This is a genomic window from Flavobacterium sp. NKUCC04_CG, assembly GCF_019345525.1.
GTDB lineage: Bacteria > Bacteroidota > Bacteroidia > Flavobacteriales > Flavobacteriaceae > Flavobacterium.
Map to the genome: position 1 here is coordinate 24,721 of NZ_JAHKRA010000011.1, position 24,313 is coordinate 49,033.

Consider the following 24,313-nt stretch of genomic DNA (forward strand, 5'->3'; position numbering starts at 1 on the left):
TCCTTAAAAGCCCCATGTTTAACTATTCTTTTTCTTGACGAGGAATCCATTTCACTTCCTTTGCGTGCAAGTCAAAAGTCAATTTTCGTGCCAGTACAAACAAATAGTCAGAAAGTCGGTTCAAATACTTTAAAACAAATTCATCTGTCGGTTCTAAGTCGTTTAATTGTACTGACAACCGTTCTGCTCTACGGCAAACACAGCGTGCAATATGACAGTATGACACGGTCGTATGCCCACCTGGCAATACAAAATGAGTCATCTGAGGCAAAAAAGACTCCATAACATCGATTTCGTTTTCCAAAAAAGCGATATCCATTTCTGTTATCTTCGGAATATTCAAGCGTTCCTTGCCATTTTTTAAAATTGCTTTCTCCGGATCTGTTGCCAATATAGCTCCAACGGTAAACAAGCGATCTTGAATTTCGATCAAGGCTTCTTGATATAAAACATTTATCTCCTGATCGCGAATAAGTCCTATATACGAATTCAACTCGTCCACTGTTCCGTAACTCTCTATTCTAATATGATGTTTAGGAACACGTGTACCACCAAAAAGTGCCGTAGTTCCCTTATCACCAGTCTTTGTATAAACTTTCATAAAAAATGTTCTTTATTTAATTCTTGTATCACTCTCCACCACCCCATCGCGCAGGCGAATTATTCGGTGAGCGTGTTCTGCAATATCTTCCTCATGTGTAACCAAAATAACCGTATTCCCGTTGGCATGAATCTCGTTAAACAACCCCATAATTTCTATAGAGGTCTTGGTATCTAAATTTCCTGTAGGTTCATCGGCCAAGATAATAGAAGGTTTGTTTACTAGTGCTCGAGCTACAGCAACTCTTTGTCGCTGTCCTCCCGACAACTGATTCGGCTGATGATCCATCCTGTCAGACAAGCCCACTTGATTTAAAACTTCCTCTGCTCGTTTATTTCGCTCTTGCTTGGAATATCCGGCATAAACCATTGGCAAGGCCACATTATCTAAAGCTGTCATACGCGGCAACAAGTTAAAGGTTTGAAATACAAAACCGATTTCTTTATTTCGAATTTCTGCCAATTCATCGTCATTCATCTTACTCACATCCTTGTCGTTTAAAAAATACGTACCGGACGACGGTGTATCCAAACAGCCCAATAAATTCATCAAGGTTGACTTACCAGAACCGGAAGGCCCCATTAAGGCCACATACTCTCCCTTTTCAATGACCAAATCAATACCTTTTAAAACATAAACGGTTTCACTGCCCAAAGGAAAATTACGCGTAATACCTTGTATTTTAATAATGGGATGTTTCATAGATAAATACTTATTACTTTCCAACAACATATCAGTACATCCTAGATTAGTTTACAACTGTACTAGTACTTACTCTTTATAGAAGTTGGAATATTATTCAAATAAACAAAAAAACTTTAACTATTAGTAGTATAAACAAATTAATTGTTACAGGTTTATAAGCGGATTCTAAAATGTTGCTTTAATTGTTCTTTACGGATAAACACCAAACCATAAAAGTAAAAATCCATGCTTACCGTAGTTTTGTCATTGCGAATCAATTGATCCCACAGCGCATTCAATTCGGCTGTAGCAGCTCTTTTATCAACCAACACAAAAGCATCATTACCCATAACCAACAAAGTCTCTATAACCTTAGTTGCCGGCAACAAACAGCTTTCATCGATATAAATCATTTGAACAGTAGTTGCCGATTCTCGCATACTATCTAGGGAAGGAAAAAAAATGGAAAGACCTGATATTTTTACCGGCACCGCTTTAGTAGATATCCAAGCAACCGTTTTTGGTTTGAAATAGGCAAAAACGCGCTCTGTAAAGACTTCCTTTTGTGGAAGAGCATCCCAATTCGAATTTTTACTATATAAGCCCTGCGTAATCCAATTAAAAACAAAAGGAGAATGTATGCCGTGTTGATTAGACGATTTCAACAAAAATGTAATGTATCCAAAAAGCTTCATAGTTTGGTTTGTAATTCAATTAAGCAAAAATACAGCTTTAAAAATGCCTCTAATAAAATGCTGGAAAAAAAACTGAAAAAAATATCAATTTTTATTCACACCCCAACTGACTGATTACAGCAAACTTAACGTCCTAAGCACTGAATTTCCTAGAAAAAATTAAAAAAAACTTCCACTAGAGTTTGTAGATAACGAATTTGTTTCTATATTTGCACTCGCAATAAGCAACAAGGCCTCGTGGCGCAACTGAATAGCGCACTTGATTACGGCTCAAGAGGTTACTGGTTTGAATCCAGTCGAGGTCACGAAGATGAAGAATCTTAAAACTTAAAAAGGTGTACAATTAAGCGTAAAAGCTTGATAATGTGCACCTTTTTTCGTTTAACTATTTTTCGAATTCTATGAAATTTTTGACACAAAACGGGTTTCTTGACACAAACTTGACACAAAAAAAATTCCTTGTGGCAATTAATTCGACTTTTGCTCTGCGAGCAACCAAAAACAAAGATGGTAAATCACTGCTTTATCTCATACTTTACTCCAAAGGATCACGAGAGCGTATCAGTTTAGATTTATATGTTCACCCTAAAGACTGGAGCAAATCCAAACAAATGATAATTTCCAAAACCGAGGAAGCGCGAGACTTCAATCTGGTTTTGGACAATATCAATGCGAAAATCACCAATATCAAAACAGTTTATCGATTAAACGATCAGCCGCTGAGTGTCGAAATGCTTAAAAAGGAGTTTATCGACGGCGTGCCTCGCATCAATTTTGTTTTATTTTTTGAACAAGCCTTAAAAGGTGATGAGATTTTATTGAAACCCGGAACCTACCGCAGATATGTAGCTGTACTCAATAAACTTCGAGCCTATAAAGAAGAAATTCCCTTTCACGATATTGACTTAAAATTCATTACAGATTACAGAAAGCACCTTAAAAGTATTGGCAATCTCACGACCACCATTAACTCTAACATTATTGTTTTAAAGAAATACCTGCGCGAAGCACGAAAGAGCGGGATCAAATTAAAAATGGATATTGATTTAATTACCGGAGGAAGTACCACGGGAAACCGAACCGCATTAAACCCTGTAGAATTGAAGAAGTTTGATGAATATTATTTTTCAAGCTTTATACACGGCAGTACCAAACTTACTCTTGGGTATTTTCTATTTAGTTGTATGACGGGTTTACGTCTTGGTGATATCCTAGAACTCAATCGAAAAGATCTGGGAAGCGAAATACAATTCAAAGCATCGAAAACCGGTAAAGACCAAATTATCTCCCTAAACAACAAGGCATTGGAAATCATCCATCACGATCCAGAATTATTTGTAACGCGGGTTCATCCCAACGTGATGAATCGAGATTTAAAAGAAATCGCAAAAACACTCGGAGTCCGCAAACACATTAGTTACCATATTTCACGACATACATTCGCAACCAATTTCCTGAGGATGGGAGGACAAGCTGCCAAATTACAAGTATTGATGGGACATTCTAAAATGGAAACCACGATGATTTACGTACATATACTAGCCGCAGAAGCCAATAAGGAGATTTTTCTTTTGGATAAGTTATTTTAAACAGAGTTACTCACCAACTTTTAAAATCTCCGTTTCCAGTTCTACTTGGAATAAGTCTTTAGCTATTTGAGTTAATCCAATATTTTTTACCAAATGTATATTGTTGTACATCATGATTCGATCTTTGATTTTCAAGTTGAGTATTCTTTCAATCGGGGTTAGAAATTCGACGTGAAATTCTTGCGACAAAATTCGATTTCTAAGCCAAGCTGAATAATACTTATTGTAAATACTCGAAAGCAATAAGGGCGAAGGATCTAGAGCTGTATTTTTTCCTTCGACAAGACCACTATAAAGCACCAAAGAAATACTGTCTTCCCCTCCATCATTTGCCTTTACCGTCGTTACCCCTCTCGATTCACGAAGTAAAGGAGCAGCTCCAATGCTTATTGTTTTTTCAGATGCAAGCCGTTGTTCTTTCTTCAGTACACTCATTCCGTTTATATCCACAAAAACCCTATCGTACCCTAAGGAATCATCCTCGTATTGCAACAAGTATTTCACTCCTGATTTTAGTTTTCTAGGAGGATTAACTATTTCACAATCTCGAAAATCATGAATGGTATTCTTTTGAAATGCAGTATTTATAAAATCCATGGTAACGAAATCCTTTCCGATTACCAAATCCAAATTAAACAGATTGGTTACTACGGTTACCAACTGGCCAAACGTAATATTTGGAACCACCTTGGCTAGATCAACTATATTTTCATTGACGATTGACCCCGTTTTTTGACCTTGAGAATTTAAAAAATAAATGGGTAAAACTTGGACGTTTACCAACACATCTTCACGTCTCACTGCTGATTTTACGAAAAATTCCAACATTTCATCTGGAGCACTTACATGGATAGTCAAATCGACATGTGTATTCGAAAAGGCTGATCGACGCCTCCACTCATAAATGACTACACCGTTGTGTCTGATATATATTTCCGACTGTTCATTGATGGTCCAGGAATGCAAGGCCAGATCTCCAATAAGGTTATACTTCCCAGGTCGAGGAATTTGTATTTGTTTATAGAAAAAGTAAAAGGAATATTCCCAATTGATTACTTTTTGATCGTAATGCTCCTCTGTAGAAATACTCACATTCAAAGGCTCGATGGCTACTTTAGTAAAATAATCTTTATTGGTGTAAATCAAAATTTTCGCAATCAATTCGTCCCGCAATATCTCTCCTCTTAATTCATAACCGGCCGATAAAAAACCTGTTTTTAGCAAATACAATAAGTACGGCACTGGCTGAATGATGTTTTTATTTAGAATAGCATCGTCGTCATTCACTGAATTTCGGATAAATATTCCATCAACTCGATTATTCAAAATCTTTAAAAAAGCATTAAACTGCGTTTCTTGGGGATCGTATTTATCGGTATGAATTTGCGGAAAGTTGTAATTGGTTTGTCGGTAGTTCTGGTGCACTACAGCATTTGCGTGAACATATATATCATTCACCTGTTTTTTAATCAAATCGAATTCCGGTAGGTATTTATCAAAATTAGGAAATTCATCAAAACCATAACGAATGGAAGCTGTAACTAAATCTCCCTTTATTTCTTCAATAATAAATACAGCAGATTGTATGTTATTATAAAATACATAAACACAATCTATATAGGTTTGAGTTACCGAATTGTAAGACATTAAATCACCTAAAACCGTATTGATTTCTTTGGTAGCGACGAACTCAAAGGGATAGGAATACTTTGTAAAAAAACGATCGGAAAACCAGGAGTTTTCTTCATTGATGGTGATTTTCACGTCAGTTAAATCTAGCTCGAAATCAGAAGTAATAATCTTGTGCATGATTTTTTCTATTTATAATGAATTCTAAATCGTAGTCTAACAAAAAGTCCTCAGTATCTACTTTTACTTGTTTTTTGGAAACGGGAACCATATCTACCCGCTCATTTTCCTGATAAAACCAGGCGTGTACAGCTGCGTTTAGTTCGGCAATTTCCACTTGCTGATCGGCAAAAAGATAACCGGTATTTATCCATAATTTTTCTTCGTAGGCCGTGTTAAATGAGCGCGTAAAAAGAAAATCCTGGACACTATTCTTTTCATTCCGTTTGCTCATTTCCCTTTCTATTCTAACTTCTCCAGTCATTTCTATAGATGAAGTTAATCCATATTCATTTTCATAAAAAATCATCGTACTACGTCCCTTATCAGGGACTATGGAAAAAACTTTTTCTAGCGTGGTCGTTCCCGCCTGAAGCACAAACTCTATCAAATCCCCAGGCTGTACTTCAAAATCTTTAAAGTGGATATAGATAGTTGCAATTGCAGCGTTCTCCTGCTCTACTTCACGAACTATATCATTATTCTTTCTGATAAAATAAGAAAACGCACCGCCTTTAGAAATCACATTAACAACTCCAATTCCATATTTGGTAAAACGACTCAAAATACCTTTTCCTTGTAATATGGCTTGGCCAGAAAAAATAGCGGGTTTAAGTCCTTTCATTATGGGAATTCCAGAAGTACGATACTCCCGTATTGGCAGACCTTGTTTAATTTCCTGTACCGTCAAATACAAAAAATTCAAACTTCTCTTTTGGTAAGACGCCATTTGAAAATCATCAAACATCATCATTCTACTCAACATGGAACTGATGTCGTATATAGCTTTCTTTTTAAAGAATGGAATTTCGTATTCAAAACGGAACGATTTTGTAGCATCCCCTTCTAACAGCAATGATAAACGGATATGCGTATCCGTTCTATCGGTATAAAATTCAAAAGGAACCATTGATTTTGAAAAGACAATTTCATCGTTTTTTAATCCCAAATTAAAACCGTCATAAGCATTTAAAGTAACCGGTATGGATATAGTCTTATCCGTAAATCTCAATTTAATATCCCCTTGATACACACCTGTTCCAAAGGAGTCTGGACTAATTACGCTAACTAATATGGAGCGCTGACTACCCGATACCTTTATAATTTTCAACCAGCTTGGTCGCGTAATGGAATAAGTCCCTTGGTGATTGATATAAACTCTTTTTTCTCCATCTGTAAAACCATTTGCAACACTAAAAAACAACTGGTTTGGATATACATCTCCAGATAAAATAATACGCACTGGTATGGTATATTCCCTATGGGTATAAAGCACTTGAATTCCCATAATCAAATCAGGAGATTGATTTAGAATATCCATTATAGTATCGTAGTCCAAACTAAAAAAGAATTCCGCTATTCCTGAACCTTGTATCATCGTTCCTCCATTTTCCAATCCGATTATTTCGCCATTAAAATTACCGACACGAATTCCCTTTGGTACAATCACCTTCCACTGATTCCCTTTTATAAAAAAATTTTGAAAATTAATTTGATACGGACTTTTTATCAAGACAAATTCATGAGGATAGAAAAAATGTCCCTCATCAAAAACCCTAAATTCTACCGGGAAATTATATGTCGTTAGTTCTTCTTCAACATCTGACTTAGTAGCAAAAATGGAAAACTTAATATAGGCGCGATGATATCCCGTTGCTAAATCGGAAAAAACGATAGGCTGTAAAGCCAAATCCAAAATTACTGCCGAGCTATTGATGGCACGTTCCCTAATTTCTTGAGGTAATATTATCCAGTTTTGAGTAGCTGTTTCATATATTACTGTTGCCTTTAAAGTTAAATTGGAATAGCCCAACAATAACGAATTCATATAAATATCCCGGACATAAATTTGATAAGGAATTACTTCAGGAAGACGATCGCCTTTAGTATAAGAAAATTTCGGAAGTTCATTTACAGGGCTTGTCCATCCCCAATCTTGCATTCGGACAAAATCAACTGTTTGAATATATTGCGGAGTATTTGATAAAACTAAATTCATAACAATTCCGTTTTTATAAGATTATATCTCTGACAAAACACTCCATTTATATCGACCGATTCTGTAGCAACTGGATCCAACCATATTTCAAAATACACGGTTTGAAATTGAGCTTTACCTTCAAAAAGAATGCGATTGTCGTATTTGAGTATATTTAGCACACCCAATTGATTGATATTTAATATAAGTTCGTTATACACATCAATATTGGACGTCGTGAATATGACGTTATTTAGCGGCCTATGATCCGTTCCTCTTTGCAGAAAATAAGCCGCTAAACCCGTAAGTAGTAACATCGGTTCGGGAACTTCAATCCCTTTCACCAAGTTGTATATTTCATCGCAGATGCTATTAACCTGGTAATTGGAAAACACCAAATTATCTCTAAAGGCTCTCATATTTTATTGTTTTCTCGCATCCGCTCGAAGTTTCTTAATCCTTCTCGCAAATACTTCATATTTCGCATATTCTTATTACTCATAAAGGCTTCTACTCCATTTTCTTCCAATTTGCTCAACAAGACTTCTATGCGAATCAAAACAAGCTCTAATCGTTCATTATCCATCCCTTTTTCGGGTATTTCAACCCTCATGGATTCTGGACTGTAATAACCGTTTTCAAAACCTTTTATACCTCGTAATTCCCGAATCAAGGAATCGCGCAAATCGGGATTCATCTGCCTAAAAGCTTTGGCATCGATGATCATTTCAGGGCCATTTTCTCCCGTTAGAAAATGAGTGGGTTTTCGTACTACTCCGGACTTGGTTGTTCCTCCAAAGGTGGATTTAAAGATTTTACCGTCTTGAGTTCGCTTTACGTAATCGTTATAATATCCCTCTTCGTAACCAACACTTGGTAACGGTTGTCTCGAGATTGTAGCCAATTGTAACCCTCCTATAACAGACATGAGCACTGCGAGAACGGTGCCCGCTATTGGCCCTAAATCGGAATACGCTTTCATAATAGCTATGGAAGTATTAATTATGGTTTCCGCAATTGCTATTTTTTTCTTTCGTTTCGCTTGCTTGTATTCCAACTCTGCTTTTTTTCTATCAAAATCTGCATTGATAGACTCTACAGCCTTGCCGTATTGATCGTGATCGATAACACCAGTGTCTAGTTGTCTTTTTAATCTTCTTTGTTTGGAATCAGAACTCTTTTCGAATTGCTGTAAACGGGCATTTTCATTGGCTTCTACATATTGATTATACTGACTCCATATATCTAACAACGCTTGTACAGCCATACTCATCGTTTGAATTCCTATGGTGCCCTTTTCAATATTCTCAAAGAAAACTTCCCATTGACCTTGAGTAAATCCCAATACATCGACTTCTCCTAAGCCTAAGTCCTTCTCTTTGCCAGAATCATCTTTTTCTCCACTCTTAGCTGCTTTAATCTTTTCAATGCTTTGAACGACTTTTTCTACATCATTCTTTAGCTTTTCTTCCTGTTTGGGAGTCAATAGTGAGAAATCGATACCTCCGATTTCAGCTCCTGAAAGCAGTTTGTTGTATAGCAACAACAAGTCTTCGAGCTTTTTCTGCTCGGCCTCTAATTCCGATTTATCAAAATCCTCTTTTAGCGCCTGGCGCTTTTTTTGATCGTTGCCTACAGCTTGGAGGTTTTCGTTATAAGCCTTTTCCCTTTCGGCTTTTTCCAATTCGGCCTGTTCGTTGAATTTATCAATTTCCGTTTTAGAATACTTATCGACTAAGGCTTGTTTGTTTAATAGATAGGTTTCTTCATGAACGATTTTTAACTGATCGTAAAAATCGTTTTGCGCCTTCCATTGTTCGGCTTGTTCGGCTAAAAACTCCCGCTGTTCTTTGAGCAATTTCTTGTTTTGAGATTCTTTAATCGCTTTGTCAATCTCCGGTTGTTTGATTTTTTTATTGTCGTAGTCTTCTTGTTTGCGCTCAAAGCCGGTATCCAACTTTTCCAATTCTTTTTGATAACTGTCCGATTGATTACTCCAAGCCGCGTCTTCTAATTCACGTTTTAAACTGAGACTTTCTTTTTTTAATTGTTCTCTTGCCTTCGCTCGGGCTTTAGCAGCAGTGGCAGCTTTTTTAGCAGCGGCTTCTCTTGCTTTTTTTAGCGCTTCTTTTTCTGCATCAGTGAGTCCTCCTGTTGTTCCATTAGTATCTGGATTTGCAGTAGTAGGGTCGTCAGCAATCTGTTCTTCAAAGGATTTTTTTAGTTTTTCTTGGATTTCGAGTTCCTTATTAAGCTCTTCATTTTTACGAAGTTCCCTCATCTTTGAAACTACTCGTTTCCCAAAAATATGCCAAAGCGGATAATCATAATACCATTTCCCGTACTCGTCTAAATCAGTATTCCTAATTTTCTGCTCGCGCTCATAACTTTCCTGTAAAGCACGTTCAGTTGCCTGAAGTTTAAGTTTTTTGGATAATGCTGTAATATACTTCTCAATTACTTCCGTGGACTTTAAGGTATTTATATTTTCTAAATTGATCCCATTTAAATATTCCGAATTAATATCAACCAAAGCTTTAATCGCATCCAAACGTTTTTGTTTTTCGACGTTCTCGTCCCGAGCTACTTTTAATAGCGCATCAATCTTATCTCGCTGCCCCTTAATCGACTTGTTTACTTCACCTTGGATTTCATCTAGTTTTTTCTGTGCTAAAGTCGCACTATCCACACTATCTCGAAACAGAAAATAAGCCGTAGTAACCGCCGATAGTACAACCAACAAAGCTCCCCAAGGTGTCGTAGCCATAGCGAGAGTCATCGCCCGAAAAGCTTGTGTAGCACCAACAATATTTCCCCTCAGTAACATGGTAACCATGGCATACGCCTGTGTAAAAACCGTTGCCGCCCTTTCGGCAACTGCTCGAGCTTTGACTGCTAAATTGTATAATAAGGTCGATTGGGTATTGCGTGAAGTCCATAAAAGCACCAATCGTTGCCAAGTTACGTTGGTCATAAGCGAAGCGAGTAGAATTGCAAAAACTTTGACCGTAATCATTAAACGATTACGGAATTTGACCATCTTCTGATCGCTTTCGTCTGTAACGCCAATGAATCTTTCAAACCATCCGACAACGGCGATTAACCAATCCATAATTCCTTCAGACGAATACCAACGAATTACAGTTTCTTTTATTTTGGCCAAACTAGCCGCTAGGTTTTCGTTTTTGATGTTGTATTCGTTTGTTAATGAAGTCGCTTCCATCATGGCTGTCATGGCTGTGCGTTGTCTTGCTTCTAGTTTTTCGGTATTGGAGGCTATGGCAGATAGCGCGGCTATTCCCCTGGTTCCTCCAACCTCGAGGTCTTCCAGTTTTTGAGTCATGACGGACAATCCCTCTGAGTTTCCATTTAATCCTTTTAGGAATTTAATCATCGCCTGGTTGGCATCTTTTTCTAATAAATCTTTAAAATCCTTAAGCGAGTCACCGACAATTTTAGCGTATTCCTCGGGATTTTTAAACATGTCGATCCACACCTTATTCATCATGGTTGCCGAAACCTCGACCGATTGTCCTATTTCATCAAAAGTAGCCGCATAGCCGATATTAGCCGTTGCCGATAATTTGGTTTGGCTCGCAATTCCCGCAGTTCGCTTTAAGAAGTTCACAAGGTAGCCGGCATTGTTGGATCCAGAATAGGACACTTCATTAATAGCTGATCCCAAAGACAGCATAGCACCTTCAAAATCACGTCCGGTTTCAGTTCCCACTTTATAGATATCGACCATTTTACCAACTTCTCGGATCTGTACTTCGGACAAATCATCTCCCAGAGCTACTTTCATCTGATTGGCTACCCGAACAAATGCCTTGACATTTTCAATACCTTGGATTCCCAATCGCCCTCCTTCTTCCGCAAATTTCAAAAGTTCCACACGTGCCGTTCGGGTTTTAAACAATCCAAATGAGGCGGTTAGTTCGTTCACTTCCTTTTTGGTTAACGAAGTAGTTTTCATCACGTCTGCCTGACTATCCGATAATTTACCATTGTAATCGATCACCTTTTGTATCGAAACTACGCCACCAGCGATAGAAGCTACAATCGATGCTCCCATTACACTATATTTATTAAAGCCTGTTGCCATTTTATTCAACGAAAAACCGGCCTGTTCGGCACCGCCTCTTAATTCAGCTAAACGTTTATTGACATCGGCAAGTTCCTTTTTATAACGTACATAATCCGTCGAATCGGGGATTAAATGTCTTAAAGTAGCTTTGAGCTGTTTTGCCGTGGTGTCGAGTTGAGCCGTGGTTAAACCGGTCAAGCCAATCTCTTTTTGGAGTTGGCTCATTTGGTTTTTATTGGCGGTAATCTGCAAGTTGTTTTGCCTTATGGTGCGGTTGAGATTCCGATAGGCATCTGAATTTTTCTTTCCTTGTTTTTCAAGGAGTCGCTTTTGGGTTAGCAATTCCTTGTTTTCGGTATTTAGAGAACGAGTAGATTTCTCTAAATTCAACAATTCTTTTTGAGCGGCATTGCCGTCAATGATTATGGATAGTTTTAGTTCTTCGTCTACAATTCGCTTTGCCATTTGAAAGTATTTTCTTCAAATGTGCAAAGCTTTGTTTAGTTGGGTTGTGACATGGGATAGATGAAAAAAACTGTCTATCTTCAGTTTTCTTCGTTCTCTTTTGCTGATTTCTCTTTTGCTAGTTTCTCTTTTGCTAATCTCTCTATTTCTTTACCTTTTCTTTCTAATATTCCGATTACAATTAGTATTGATATAGATAAACCTATTACCACGTACCAAGGCACTATACTAAAAAAACTTAAGTAAAAAACTCCGAAAAACAAAAATAAGCAAACTGATTTCAATATTAAGACACCGTCTTCTTTTTTTACTAAACTGGACACAACTCCAATTGTAGCAATAAGTTGAGTTATACTTAATAGTGCAAATACTATTCGCTTCCATATACTTTCAAAATATTCACTACTACTTTCAACAAAAATGAAAATGATTAAAGTCGGCACAATTAATAATGACAAAATAATAAAAGTACGTATTATTAGAATAAGCCATTTTTTTTGAAAAAAAGCAAAATTTAAATCTTTTACAAAAATTAAATTGTAATTTATAATATCCTTTTTATCAATTACAAAAATGTCACTTTCTATGTGTTTTTTGAAAATTATTTTATTTTGAAACTTCTTGTACAAACTGAATTTATATTCCTTTTTAGCAATAGAATCTTGAATATCTGTAATTTTATTCTCATTTTCAGGTATTCTATCTATCTCTATAAACCTACTCACATTAGAAATTGCAATACTATCCAGCTCGTTATCTTTATTATACAATAACTTATATAAGAAACCTTGGTACAAAACTTCTTGATTTTGCCCCTTAGTTAATATATCTAAAGACACATTTAATTTTTGAAACGGTTTTCTCTTTACTAAATTCTTTTTCGGCACTTTAAACAAATAGTCCCATTCATTGTTAAATCTCAATACCAAAAAAACATCATCTACTCGAAATGCTTTAACGATAACATAAAAAACCCAACCAATTAAACCCGAGAAAATATATGTTGAAATAAATAAGATGGAAAAATCTCTGAAATTTTCCTTTTGATCAAAAAAGACAGGAAGTTCATTCTTTGCTAAAGATTTAAAAAGTTCTTTAAAATCTTCATACGAAATGTTATTTATAAACCTTAAACCAAAATACTCGCCTAGTACAAAACCTAAAACAAATGTAATTATTAGGCAGAAAATACTCGAGAGTATAATCATTAAAAATCTTTCTAACAAATGCCCATGAGAGAATTGGCTTTTATTACTATCTAAAAAATAAAATCTTCGAAAAATCACTCCTGGAAACAAAAATACCATTATATAAATAATGGTATTTAAAGCTATATTTAGATTCATAACTTAAGTTCTTATTCTATTGAAATTTCTAAAGTCCTATCAGAAAAATCAACGGTTTTTGTCTTATTCTTATTCTCTCGTAACTCTTGAAGCGTTCTATCTAGCTTTTCTCGATCTTCCGGATTTTTTATAATATCCTCCAAGTCTTTAGATCCTAATCTAGATTCCATTTCTAAGTAACTAACATTTTCTCGCATCTGTTTAACAGTGCTAGAAATACCATTCATTAGGGAAAAAATTATTTTCATAATTGAGAAATTTAAATTAGTATCGATATGCAGTATAATTTAAATATACGCAAATATATATAAAATAAGTTTTTAGATAAAGGATCGCGCATAACATTTAACAAATAATCCTATTTCGGAATTTATTAAGGTTATCAAAAGCTACTCTCTTTCAAATTTTTAAAGATATAGTTCTAGTCCAGTTTTCGTATCATAAACTTTAAAAGTCTTTTTCAATCAAAAACATTTCTTCTCGCACCGCATCTGTATATCCAAACCCCAATTCCCTAACAATATTTCCGTAATGCCCGTATATTATCTTGTTATGGATTGGATGTGATTTCTTAGTTATTTTTCCTTGAGCGGTGTTTCGAGTTCTCATATCTACAAAACGGTGTTTTCCCAGATGCTGATATACCAAAGCGGAGTCGGAAACCAAAAAGCGACGATCTCCCCAATCGGAATTGGAAAATCCGCGTTCACTCATCAATTGATTTTGTGCCTTTTCAATATCCACCGCGGTTTCACTAAAGACACGTTGGATAAATCGCCCTTTTAAAATATCATCATTCATCTCTAAATCGTTTTAAAGCTCAGTCCCACGAAATAACCATTGCAGGAATTCATTCATTTTACTGGAGAGATAGTAATACTAGAAGTGTTTAAATCGAGAAACATACCTCCGAGAAAGCCACATTGGTTTTCGCGTTCCTCCAGTATTTTCTCAACTAATAACTTAGCTGCTGCCTGAGTTCGGACAAAGATGTCTAAATAACTATCATGGTCATGCTCGGAATAGTCGGTTTTTTCGAATAAATAGAATCCTAACATATTTTGATATTTCAGCGCATCATCTTGTCCTCCTAAATCGTGTTCGGGGACAATTGCCAACAACAAGATATTGTCGTCCATTTCATGGTCTTTCATGAATTTTGTTACTTCGTCCTTGGTTACCACCAATTTTCCGCTTCTCACAGGTTCTAAAGTAGCTACACAAACAGCTACAAATTCTCTTAGTTTATTTATTTTCAACATTTTGTAAGTTTTGATAGTCCAAATCTCGTTTTCTTAAATCGTACATTCGCAAAATAACCTCCCAAAACTTGGACTTGCGAACTTGTTTTACCGTTCCAAAAACCCCGGTTTCAGCCAAAGTAAAAATAATAGCATCGGCTCCAAGCCCTGGAATCTTTTCTGTTTGCACTTCATTAACATCAAAGATAATTGAGAAATCCAACTGTTGATTTCCCCATTCCACTTCTGCTGAAGTAATGTATTTTTGAAAGGCTGCAAATTGCAAATACACCCCGTAAATTTCTGCTTTAGAAACAAAGCTTTTAAGGATGCTCGCTTTGGCCTCGATAAGATTGGAATTATAGACTTCCTTTTTTCTTAAATAAAGAATAGCAGTAATTAAATACAACAACTCCTCATCCTGAGTTTGGCTGTATTGCAAAAACAGTCTGGAAGCATCAGCATATTGTCCGTAAATCATTTCTTGAAAAACTTCTCCTGGTGAATAAAACTTTCTATAAAAGGATTTTATATGTCGGATTTTTAAATCGATAAAGTCTAGTTTTATTTGCTTTGCACCGTCGTAATCTTCGAAATATCCTTCCATAATCGAACTGAGTAAACACAAATTCTCCAAAGCGCTCTTTGATGATTTTTTTGGATGGAAGCGGTAGCCTAATAACTCGGTTATAGCCCGAACCTTAAAATCTTCGTAGGTTATGTGGCCCAATGAAAATTCATAAAGATGGTGGCATATTTTTACGTACTCCAACCCATTACATTCCATTAAATTCTCTGGAATATATAAACTTCGTTGAACCTCTGGAATTTCAATATGTTTCATAAGCTTGATTTTCTAGGTGGACATAAACTTAGTTCCCTCAAAAAACTTCATATCAACAGCATGTTCGTCCTCTTTTAAAATGGGTTTCACCAACTGCTCTATTTGCTGGATATTCTTTTTAAAATCACTATAAAAAGCTTCTCGTGCATAAGCAAGCTCATTGTTTTCGCTAGGCTTTTTAGCTTTGGTGGTATTGCGATCGGAAACATAAGCCTGCAAGACTCCTTCAGGGAAAAGCTGTATTGAGTAACGAGGCATTGCCCAGGCTAAGGCATAAAAAGCACAAGCATTTTTTACATAGTAATACAACTCTTGCTGTTCGTCGTCAATCTTTTGTTTTAAAAAATCGTTTAAATGATCGGTTCCTATTCTGCTTTTAATTTCGTGCGTCAAACATTGTTTGATACCAGGTTGAAGTTTTAAAAGCAATAAACGCGAATGGATTGGAAAAATTTCGTCAAAGCCTGCCGTAGTTCTAAAGATGGAATCCTGCAGTTTGTTATAACTCGAAGTTTGTTTCCATTCTGAAATCCTTTCTTCTAAATAGCTGATTAAGTCGTCTAATGCTCGATAGTATTTTCGCTCCAAAGCATCATTATCTCGATCTAATAGCCATTCAAAAGCCTGCTTTTCGTTTTCTTCTAATCGCATGCGTCTGCCGTTATTGGTGTGCGCTAAATCGTTATTTGGAGCAAATAACCTATAAGCGTTTATGGCAATCGGATATTGAATCATTTCGATTAATGTTTGTTTGTTGCCCTCCGGTTCTCCATACGCTTGAAAGGCCATACCGTATATTTCCCTACCTATTAATTCTACGACTTCTCGTGTTGCAGACTGAATTTCGGGTTTTATCGTTTGATATTTAATATCTACATCTATGAAACCCAATAAACTCTTGAGTTCTGTAGATCCTTTGTTGTTTCTATTAAATAGTGTATTCATGGCGAGATGTTTAATTGTCTTTGACTTGGTTCTATATCTTGTTCTTTCTGAGCGATTTCATGATTAAATCCCAATTTCAATTTTTTATTAGGCCAATTGGCTCTGATGCAATAGTTGATGGCTTTAGTCACTATCATTTCGGGAATATTAACTCCCGTTTGCAAATAGTTTTTTAAGGCATAGATTTGCTCGGAACCGGAATCGCTCTTACCGGATTCCGAAACATTCCCTAAGGCTGAATGCAAGGAAATTCCACCGGAAAGCGCATGATCGGCACGTTGTGATATCTTGATTTGCGCAGCTACAAAGTCTTTGATGTTCTGGTCTATGGCTTTTATTTCCCAACCGTGTTCTAACAGGTTTGTACCTTCTACTGTAAAACTTTTAGTAGTATGCCAAAACTTACCGGCATTGCTGTCTCCAGATAATACTTTGGATATTTGGTTTAGGAGTTTTTCTTTGTATTCCTCCAACATACTTTCTTTGTAGTTCTTTCCCAGACTGGTGCATTTGTTTTTTAATTCCTCTCGTTTAGCAATCCAAAACTCATGCGGTGATATGATGTGGTATTTGACATTCAGCGAATTTTCGGATAATGCTTTAAAAATCAGCGGAACAGCCGTACTCCTACGCAACCACTCTAAAGAACCATATAAATCCGGAATGGTGTAATAATCCGTACAGAACGAATACATATTACTGTACAGTACAGTAAAACGATGTTCAAATGGTTTTGTGAAATCAAATAAAGGATAGCGCTTGTAGTTTACAATCGAGTCTAGAGTACTAAACTTGTAATTGGTGATGATTACCGAGTCTGCCTTTTTAAAATTCCCTTTAGATTTATGAGTTGCCAAACGAGCTTCATTTGGGTTAATCTTTTCTAATCCCGCTATCTTATTTTTACCAATACGTCCGCCTTTGCCTTGGATGATTTTTGAAAAGATACCTTCGATATAATTAAAGTCTATACAAGATTGTAACAAATAATTTTCCGCATCAAATGAGTCCAACCAATCGGAAACCTCTTGGTCTTCTACCCATTCTTTATAAACCTTTCCCTCTCTTATAATATTGGTATATAACTGAGGTCCTGTTCCCCAAAGCAATTGCGTTTTCTTAGACAATAGTCCAGGTGCGAGGTAGTTGTTTTGTACAACATTCCGAATTTCTAAAGGCAAGTCGTTGTTATAGCCATAGGGATGCACGATATAGTCACCAATAAAGTATTGCTGACTACCGATAATCGGCATACTCAATTCGTTGGGAAGCGATCGCTCCTCGTAAGTAAACACCGTTTTCTCGGTGGTTATGATGGCACCATCTCTAACATATTCTATCATGGGATTACTTTTTTACCATTAAATCGCAATAGCAATTCGACATGAAAAAAGCGAGGTAAACCACTCGGATATACTATGTAACCAATTAAGGATTCCGCTAAGTCCGATTGATCCGTGCGCAAGCCTGGGCGTAACAGTGCCTTCTCTATGACCTTTACTCCATCGGTTTGCCCTCGAGTACTATCGAAAGACTTGTACTCAAAAGAGAAGGGCACGCCTATTTTGGTTAATTGGCGCATCATCTTAATCGCTTCGAATAGTTTCACTTCACTTGTAATCATACACAAGTTTACATACTTGTAAAATATTACAGTGTGACATTAAACCAGAAGCGCGCGACTCCCACCCCGACTCATATCTCTAAAAAAAAGCATCGATTGGCAACTGCCATTTTAAAACTTAGCGGGGCGGGGTCTAAAAACTCATTAAAAACATTAATTTTTATAAAAAAGGGATTTAGTTCGTATAAACAAGACAAATAAATTTCTGTTATTTTATAAAAACACAGAAAACACCTATATTTATTATTCATTCATCCTATTTAGAAACAGGATAATCAAGGATTTTATTCTAATTATTTATGCTGGAAATACCTGAAATTAAAATTACAGTGCGATTGGAAGGGAATTCTGAGCATTTAAAAAAAGTAACTTCTAGCCGTGATGCTTACAAAGTTTTTCTCCAATGTTTTGATTCCGAAACTTTTTTATTGCGTGAAGAATTTTTGGTTTTGTGTATCAACAACGAAGATTGTGTTATTGGTTTCTACCGATTGAGTGTCGGTGGAATGACCGGTACTGTAGTGGATTTACGAATACTGTTTACCGTAGCACTGCAGAGTTTAGCAACTTCTATAATTATTGCACACAACCACCCCAGTGGGTCACTAATTCCAAGTGAAGCAGATATTACGCTAACTCAGAAAATAAAAGAAGCGGGTATCTTTTTGGATATCCCGCTTCTCGATCATTTGATATTAACTCAAGATGATTATTTTAGTTTTGTTGATGAGGGATTACTTACTTAAATTGGAAATTCCCTTTCCGTTAATTTACCTTCAGTCAATTCTGTAAACCACCCTAAAGTTTTAACATCTTCTATAATTAAATCTTCCTCTTCTTTAGAATAAGGCGTAATATTATCAATTAAACTAAATTTAAAACAATGATCTTTATTTGTTGAAATAAGAATCATTGTCTTATACTTATACTTTATATATAAATTAAATGATTCTACAGTTAATGCATTTAACCTTTGAAACATTTCTTCCGTCATTTCATCTGTATAGCTTGTAAAAATTACACCTATATTGTTAAATTTTAATAATCTTCTTCCAAAATAAAGGCCTTTAAGACATCCGTATTTTTCATAAAAATCACAATAACTTTTAGCGAAAGAACGTCTTGTTAATCTATCAAATGAGAGCAAATGTTTTGCTATTATTTCTCGTGAAGGAGTAACATTAACTAAAAATTCATTCTCTACTAATCTATCAACGAAATAACTAATTTCGTCAGCTTCTTTTTTTTGCTTAAAACTTTTATTCTCTATAAAAGTCTCCCACTTCCCATCTACTATTAGATAAAAATGATCTGTTTTACTATTATTTAAAATATCTGGAAATACTCTCTTATTTTCAATAAAATGAGCCAACAAATCTTTTTCTTTACCAGAAATAAAAACAGTTGTAAAGTCAAAATTGGCTATATTAGCTGATAACTGAAAAAACTCTTCCTGTGCCTCAATTGGAAAATCATCTTCGTCAGAAGGTAATAAAAAAGTACGCTTGTTTTTAAATATTTTTTCCCTTTTCTCTAGGTAATCTATGAAATCAGGAATAGTATCTAACTCCGATAATATTGTCTCAAATGTATCCCGATCAAATAACGTAATAAAATCATCATTATTTGTTGCGGTATTAAATGGATAAAACTTGAGATTTTCACCGAGATTGACAATCACACGAAAAACTTTCTTAATTCTTTCTCTCTGAAAAAGCTCTTTATCTCTGTCTGGATGTTTAATTATAATTTCTTTTTCACTAAACAACGTTCTGTGTGCCCCTTTTATTTGCTTAGATGCTTTATCTATTGTATTGTTAAAATACCTAAAGTGATTGCCTTTAAAAACATAATTCTTAACAGAGAATATTATAACTATTTCATCAAATATAATTAGTAAATCACAAATTTCTTTTTTATTTCCATTTTCGTATTTTGGACTAGGATAACACCAGTATTTAAAAAACGACTTGAACGCGAGTTCATTTACGAATTCTTCACCTTCACTACCTCTCACTTGACTATCCATACTTTATATTTAAAAATTTTACAAAACACTTATTAATAATTTCCAAATAACGTAACACATCTTATTTTATATATTAATTTGCACTAAATATTCCCTTTTAAAGTGATTTTTAAAAGTATTAACGATAACTACTAAATCTTCTTAGGATTTCCTTTCCTTCGTCTGTTAATACTGGTTTTTTGTCATAATTTATATCTTTAAAAAGACCTGTAAACAATCCTATGTATTCTAATTTTACTATATGATTTTTTATCTCTTCTTTCTCATCTTCGGGTAAATCCAAAGTTCTTATCTTATTATTCAAAATATTTAAAACATCTGCTAAAGATATCGTGTTTTCTTCACGTATCTGAGAAAAACTTTCATTAAAAAACTTCTCGAAGTAATCAGATTTTGGCAAATTCATAATACTTTTATAAATAAATCTCTCATAAACATAGTCATCTACCTCTTTTTTGTAAATTTGAATACTATACGAGACATAATGTCTACTATTCTTGTCATTATAGAGATTTTCAAGATTTTCCAGTCGTAGAATAAACGACAAATCCCGTTTTCTTCTATCTAATACACTCTCCTTTTGCTTATTCAGTTCTTCGCTTTTATTTTCTAGATTTAATATAATATCTTTCAATTTATCAATGTCATTAGATAATAAAGTTGATTCATTTACTTTACCTAAAACTTCATTCTCAAGTTCTCCGATTTTTACAATTTGTGTTTGTTCATTAACCAAAAGATTTTCATTACTAGCATTAATTTCCTTAATCTGTTTAGTTAGAATTTTAAAATTAAGAATTAATTTCTTATGATAATCATTTGTACTAACAGGAATTCTATCTTGTATTTCACTAGATTTTCTTATTAAGAAACTATAACAATTCTGCAATATATGGGAAATTAGTAATAGAGAAAATGTTACTAGTAAAATTATAAAAGTCCATTTTGAATTTATCAAAAACTCCTTTAGTATATCATAATTCTTAAAGTAAGTTTTAAAATAATTAATCTTATCATCCATTGTACATTCTGCATCGAAGATAAAAAACGCATAAACGAGATACCAGTTTCTAATAATCCAAACGCCAAGAAATGTCGCTAAAAACGGATTGGTAAATCTAGTTTTAACGGAATCGAAAACGGAATCAAAAGCTTCTTTCATAAAAATGTTAGTTTCGGCAAAACTACACTAAAATTTAACATTTATGAGACGTTTCCTACACAAGCTAAAAAAAGGCTTTTGTAAAAATGAAAATGTAAAATAGTTTTTAATTCTGTTCATCATTCGAATAATATTTATATATCGCATCTATAAAATTGATAGAATGTATATTTAAAATTCCATCACTACCTAATGTACATATTTTTAAATTTTGTAAAACTTCTACAATTGAAACAATAACTCTACTCTCATTCATTGAATAATTTAAATCTAATTTGCATGATAAACCATTTGTAAAACAATAATTCATTTGAGAAAACAGTTTTTTAGCTAGAACCCCATCCCTACTAAATTCCTTCTGCTCAAGAAATCCAATTAAAACATCATATCTTGAATAAAAAGTTGACCCAGTTCCGGATAATAGTTTATAAATTTCTTGTCTTCTTATATTGCTACACAAGAATGTTTCGTTTAACAAATCTAAGTAATACTTTTTTTCTTCCATTTTCATCATTTAAATTTTCAGTAATATACACATTTAATGCGTACTCGGTTCCATTGTATCAAATGGGGTTATCGCTTTCGTAATTTTCATATAGGCCGCTCTACATACCAGGTATTTAAACGCATCCGAAAAATTGGTTGAAAACATAGGCCGTAACAGCATAGGGAGTTTTTCGGACCTCTTGTCTTTGTGGATGGTTTTGGAATTTTTACGATCGGTTTTTACAATAATTTTGGTGAGCTCTAAAGACGACTTTAAACATTTACATTGAAACTGATCAATCTTTAATTTGGGCAATTCCGGAAATTGCTCTCCTAAAATATTGTTGACCAACTTATATTCTTCACTCTGCAAAATTGTAGCCTGATTGCGGTTCATCAAATTGACTTTCCAACCCGTTGCAATACCGTTTTCAAATTCGATAAAACCCGCAATTTCCGCCGCCCAATCTCGGTTTATTTGTTGGTATTGATTGCCCGATCGGTCGTAGTACATATCGAGTATTTTTACTTTTTGGTGTTTAAAAAACGAACGAAACTTATCGGCGAGTTCCTTTGAACTCTCTGGTGGCAGCGTGTAAAATTCCTTTAATAAATAGTAGTAATTGCCTCGAGGTTGGCCGATAACCATACTAGTCATATCGCCAAAATCAACACCGCACTCGAGCTTTTGTTCGCAATCGAGGTATTTTAAAGCCAGTGAAGTTTCTTCGATTTCGTTTGCTTCCGTTAGTTTAATGTGATCATAGAACCCCGTTCGTATTCCGTCGTCAAAATAATGGTGTTCTCCGAGGTGACTGTAAAACTTTTCTCCTTTTTTAAGGTTGATACGCAGCGACAAGATTGCCGATTTAAACTCCTCAATTCCCAGAGCTTTTAAAGAATCTTGAAAGTAGCCCTCTGTCAATATATCCGCATTGACAAAGGATGAAGCGATATAAAAAAAAGTCAGATTCTTACGAACCCGAACCCAACGTTCCGTCCATCGAACCAAATTCTTTTTGAGATTTCCAATTTTGTGGTAATCCTTGATTTGCTTGGCCGCTAGAACCTCCTTTTTGATTTCGTTCAGCACCAACGCGACTTGCAACGCTAATTTTACTTGTTCAACATTGAAATTTTTCTCTTGCTGTAAAATCCAATCGTCGTCTCCCTCCAGTATGTTGGGCATATCTGTAGTAAACGTACGACCGCGATAAAACACCGAATGTCCAAAATGCACATATTCTCCGCGAATAGCCGGCGTGAGTTTCTTGAGTTTATCAAATTTTAATACCCGAGCTTCATCCCCGTATATATGCTGATACGAACCACCCGCCAAACCCGTGGGTTGATCAAGCGAGCCCAAATTAAAAAGGACACCGTTGTAAATGGAAATGGTGTGCTTGTATGTTTCTACCGGCTTAAATGGCAATTTAAAATAAGGTGGTGGTTTTTGATCGGTTACATAATGGATTCCACGTTTCCAACCTTTACGTTCCCATCCCTCCAGGAGTGAAGGAACAATATTGCGCATGGCATTCATATACGTATCGGAAACCAATACCTGCATACTGCGAGGCATGTCTCGTATAATCATTTGGGAGCGCTCTGCAATGATATCCGTTGTTTTCGCGGTTGCTCTACCCGCAATTAAATACAAATCCTTAGGAGCGATTAAATCAATCGTCATTTTAAGCCAGGAAGCAAAACGACCTTCTACATCCCTATCGTCAAGACTTACGTGGGTCCTCCTGCTCATCTGGAAAGAGTTTTAAGGGAAGCACCTGGGCTTCGCGTTTGATTTGTATTTTTTCCTTTTCAGACAGTTCCGGCAAGAGATCGATCATCGCTCCGAGTTTGTTTCGATCTACTTTCGGGAGACCTAAAAATTCCGCATCTGCAGCATAAACCACGAAGGGCGCTCTAAACAATTCATCGGGCAACGTATCTTTATCCGGTTCGTTGACTCCACGAAGTTCTGCAGCATCCTTTTGCATTCTGACTACTTTTTGCGCATCTGTAGCATCTTTGACTACCTGCATAGCAAAGTGAATCATCTTGTCCATTTTATCGGCATAAATATTGCGCCAGGCCTGTTTGGAAATTCGGTTGTCGCAATAAAAATATTCCATGGCTTCATCATATACTTTGGAGGCGTGGTAACGCGACAACTTATCGACCAGGATTAAATGTTTAACGATAGCATCCTTTGATCCAAATTGATCGATACGCAAGTGCATTCCTCGAATCTTATCCAACAATTCCAAATACACCACTATGTATTCCGGAGCCTGACTGAGTTTGCCCCGCTCCATAAACTCGTAAACATCCGACAATTCGATATCTTCAATAGTCATCGTCAAAGAGAATTTGGTTTAAAATGTTTTTGTTTTCCAGTTCCTTGCTTTCTTTTAGAAAAACCTGTGCTGCAGTAATATTTCCCGCTATGGCACTTTGTTGTTGGGTTTTTGCGATTTCGTACTGGGATATCAATTTCCCCCTTTCATAAGCCAATCGGACCGACGACTGCAACACGCGCCACAAGCTTAAAAAATCTCTTTCGGGAATTTTAAGAAAGGTTGCAATTTGTTTTGGCGAATAATTACAACCCGCCAAGTGTTCAATCATCACCAATTGCTCTTCGGAAATGTTGTTTTTCACTGCTGTATTGTTTGCCAAACTTCCCATA

The 24,313-nt window shown here is 35.5% G+C and carries 23 protein-coding genes and 1 tRNA gene; 3 read left to right on the forward strand and 21 right to left on the reverse strand.

What is annotated here, in order from left to right:
* Positions 1–22 precede the first annotated feature (22 nt).
* The 3 genes from KO524_RS09945 to KO524_RS09955 form a co-directional block, all read right to left on the reverse strand.
* A complete protein-coding gene (locus tag KO524_RS09945) occupies positions 23–601 on the reverse strand; it encodes a cob(I)yrinic acid a,c-diamide adenosyltransferase (protein ID WP_219293532.1) in 579 nt (192 codons plus the stop codon).
* Between the two features lie 12 nt (positions 602–613).
* Positions 614–1,303 (reverse strand): ABC transporter ATP-binding protein, encoded by a 690-nt coding sequence (locus tag KO524_RS09950; protein ID WP_219293534.1) that lies wholly within the window; start codon positions 1,301–1,303, stop codon positions 614–616.
* A 155-nt stretch (positions 1,304–1,458) separates the two neighbouring features.
* Complete coding sequence (locus KO524_RS09955; RefSeq protein WP_219293536.1) at positions 1,459–1,980, reverse strand: hypothetical protein; 522 nt, start codon at positions 1,978–1,980, stop codon at positions 1,459–1,461.
* 231 nt (positions 1,981–2,211) lie between these two features.
* Between KO524_RS09955 and KO524_RS09960 the strand changes: the two genes are divergently transcribed.
* Both KO524_RS09960 and KO524_RS09965 read left to right on the forward strand, forming a co-directional pair.
* A tRNA-Arg gene (locus KO524_RS09960) sits at positions 2,212–2,285 on the forward strand.
* 156 nt (positions 2,286–2,441) lie between these two features.
* The gene (locus KO524_RS09965; RefSeq protein ID WP_219293538.1) at positions 2,442–3,569 is read left to right on the forward strand and encodes a site-specific integrase; all 1,128 of its coding nucleotides are present in this window, start codon (positions 2,442–2,444) and stop codon (positions 3,567–3,569) included.
* A 6-nt stretch (positions 3,570–3,575) separates the two neighbouring features.
* Here KO524_RS09965 and KO524_RS09970 read toward each other — a convergent pair whose 3' ends face one another.
* From KO524_RS09970 to KO524_RS10025, 12 genes are all read right to left on the reverse strand, one after another.
* A complete protein-coding gene (locus KO524_RS09970) occupies positions 3,576–5,378 on the reverse strand; it encodes a hypothetical protein (RefSeq protein WP_219293540.1) in 1,803 nt (600 codons plus the stop codon).
* Entirely contained in the window at positions 5,356–7,416 is a 2,061-nt protein-coding gene (locus KO524_RS09975) for a hypothetical protein (protein WP_219293542.1), read from the reverse strand. Before KO524_RS09975 ends, KO524_RS09970 begins: the two co-directional genes overlap by 23 nt.
* Complete coding sequence (locus KO524_RS09980) at positions 7,413–7,814, reverse strand: hypothetical protein (RefSeq protein WP_219293544.1); 402 nt, start codon at positions 7,812–7,814, stop codon at positions 7,413–7,415. Before KO524_RS09980 ends, KO524_RS09975 begins: the two co-directional genes overlap by 4 nt.
* A complete protein-coding gene (locus KO524_RS09985; RefSeq protein ID WP_219293546.1) occupies positions 7,811–11,947 on the reverse strand; it encodes a phage tail tape measure protein in 4,137 nt (1,378 codons plus the stop codon). Before KO524_RS09985 ends, KO524_RS09980 begins: the two co-directional genes overlap by 4 nt.
* Positions 11,948–12,027: 80 nt before the next feature.
* A complete protein-coding gene (locus KO524_RS09990; RefSeq protein ID WP_219293548.1) occupies positions 12,028–13,293 on the reverse strand; it encodes a hypothetical protein in 1,266 nt (421 codons plus the stop codon).
* 11 nt (positions 13,294–13,304) lie between these two features.
* Positions 13,305–13,541, reverse strand: coding sequence for a hypothetical protein (locus tag KO524_RS09995; protein WP_219293550.1), 237 nt, complete (start codon positions 13,539–13,541; stop codon positions 13,305–13,307).
* Between the two features lie 199 nt (positions 13,542–13,740).
* Positions 13,741–14,094 (reverse strand): hypothetical protein, encoded by a 354-nt coding sequence (locus KO524_RS10000; RefSeq protein WP_219293552.1) that lies wholly within the window; start codon positions 14,092–14,094, stop codon positions 13,741–13,743.
* Between the two features lie 53 nt (positions 14,095–14,147).
* Positions 14,148–14,555: a hypothetical protein gene (locus KO524_RS10005; protein ID WP_219293554.1), complete on the reverse strand. Its 408-nt coding sequence runs from the start codon at positions 14,553–14,555 to the stop codon at positions 14,148–14,150.
* Positions 14,539–15,378, reverse strand: coding sequence for a hypothetical protein (locus KO524_RS10010; protein WP_219293555.1), 840 nt, complete (start codon positions 15,376–15,378; stop codon positions 14,539–14,541). The genes KO524_RS10005 and KO524_RS10010 overlap by 17 nt, the downstream gene beginning before the upstream one ends.
* Before the next feature lie 12 nt (positions 15,379–15,390).
* Entirely contained in the window at positions 15,391–16,323 is a 933-nt protein-coding gene (locus KO524_RS10015; protein ID WP_219293556.1) for a DUF6712 family protein, read from the reverse strand.
* A complete protein-coding gene (locus KO524_RS10020; RefSeq protein ID WP_219293565.1) occupies positions 16,320–17,666 on the reverse strand; it encodes a hypothetical protein in 1,347 nt (448 codons plus the stop codon). The genes KO524_RS10015 and KO524_RS10020 overlap by 4 nt, the downstream gene beginning before the upstream one ends.
* A complete protein-coding gene (locus tag KO524_RS10025; protein WP_219293567.1) occupies positions 17,663–17,947 on the reverse strand; it encodes a hypothetical protein in 285 nt (94 codons plus the stop codon). The genes KO524_RS10020 and KO524_RS10025 overlap by 4 nt, the downstream gene beginning before the upstream one ends.
* Before the next feature lie 299 nt (positions 17,948–18,246).
* Here KO524_RS10025 and KO524_RS10030 point away from each other — a divergent pair, with 299 nt between their 5' ends.
* Positions 18,247–18,693, forward strand: coding sequence for a RadC family protein (locus KO524_RS10030; protein WP_219293569.1), 447 nt, complete (start codon positions 18,247–18,249; stop codon positions 18,691–18,693).
* Here KO524_RS10030 and KO524_RS10035 read toward each other — a convergent pair.
* The 6 genes from KO524_RS10035 to KO524_RS10060 all read right to left on the reverse strand — a co-directional run bounded on the left by KO524_RS10035 (position 18,690) and on the right by KO524_RS10060 (position 24,312).
* Entirely contained in the window at positions 18,690–19,976 is a 1,287-nt protein-coding gene (locus tag KO524_RS10035) for a hypothetical protein (protein WP_219293570.1), read from the reverse strand. The genes KO524_RS10030 and KO524_RS10035 overlap by 4 nt on opposite strands.
* A 118-nt stretch (positions 19,977–20,094) precedes the next feature.
* The gene (locus tag KO524_RS10040; protein ID WP_219293572.1) at positions 20,095–21,138 is read right to left on the reverse strand and encodes a hypothetical protein; all 1,044 of its coding nucleotides are present in this window, start codon (positions 21,136–21,138) and stop codon (positions 20,095–20,097) included.
* Positions 21,139–21,244: 106 nt separating this feature from the next.
* Entirely contained in the window at positions 21,245–21,643 is a 399-nt protein-coding gene (locus KO524_RS10045; protein WP_219293574.1) for a hypothetical protein, read from the reverse strand.
* Between the two features lie 33 nt (positions 21,644–21,676).
* On the reverse strand, positions 21,677–23,383 hold the full coding sequence (locus KO524_RS10050) for a hypothetical protein (protein ID WP_219293576.1): 1,707 nt from the start codon (positions 23,381–23,383) through the stop codon (positions 21,677–21,679).
* Entirely contained in the window at positions 23,355–23,981 is a 627-nt protein-coding gene (locus KO524_RS10055; protein WP_219293578.1) for a hypothetical protein, read from the reverse strand. Before KO524_RS10055 ends, KO524_RS10050 begins: the two co-directional genes overlap by 29 nt.
* Positions 23,971–24,312 carry a hypothetical protein gene (locus KO524_RS10060; protein WP_219293580.1) on the reverse strand — a complete coding sequence of 114 codons (342 nt, stop codon included), beginning with the start codon at positions 24,310–24,312 and terminating at the stop codon, positions 23,971–23,973. The genes KO524_RS10055 and KO524_RS10060 overlap by 11 nt, the downstream gene beginning before the upstream one ends.
* Position 24,313: the final 1 nt, after the last annotated feature.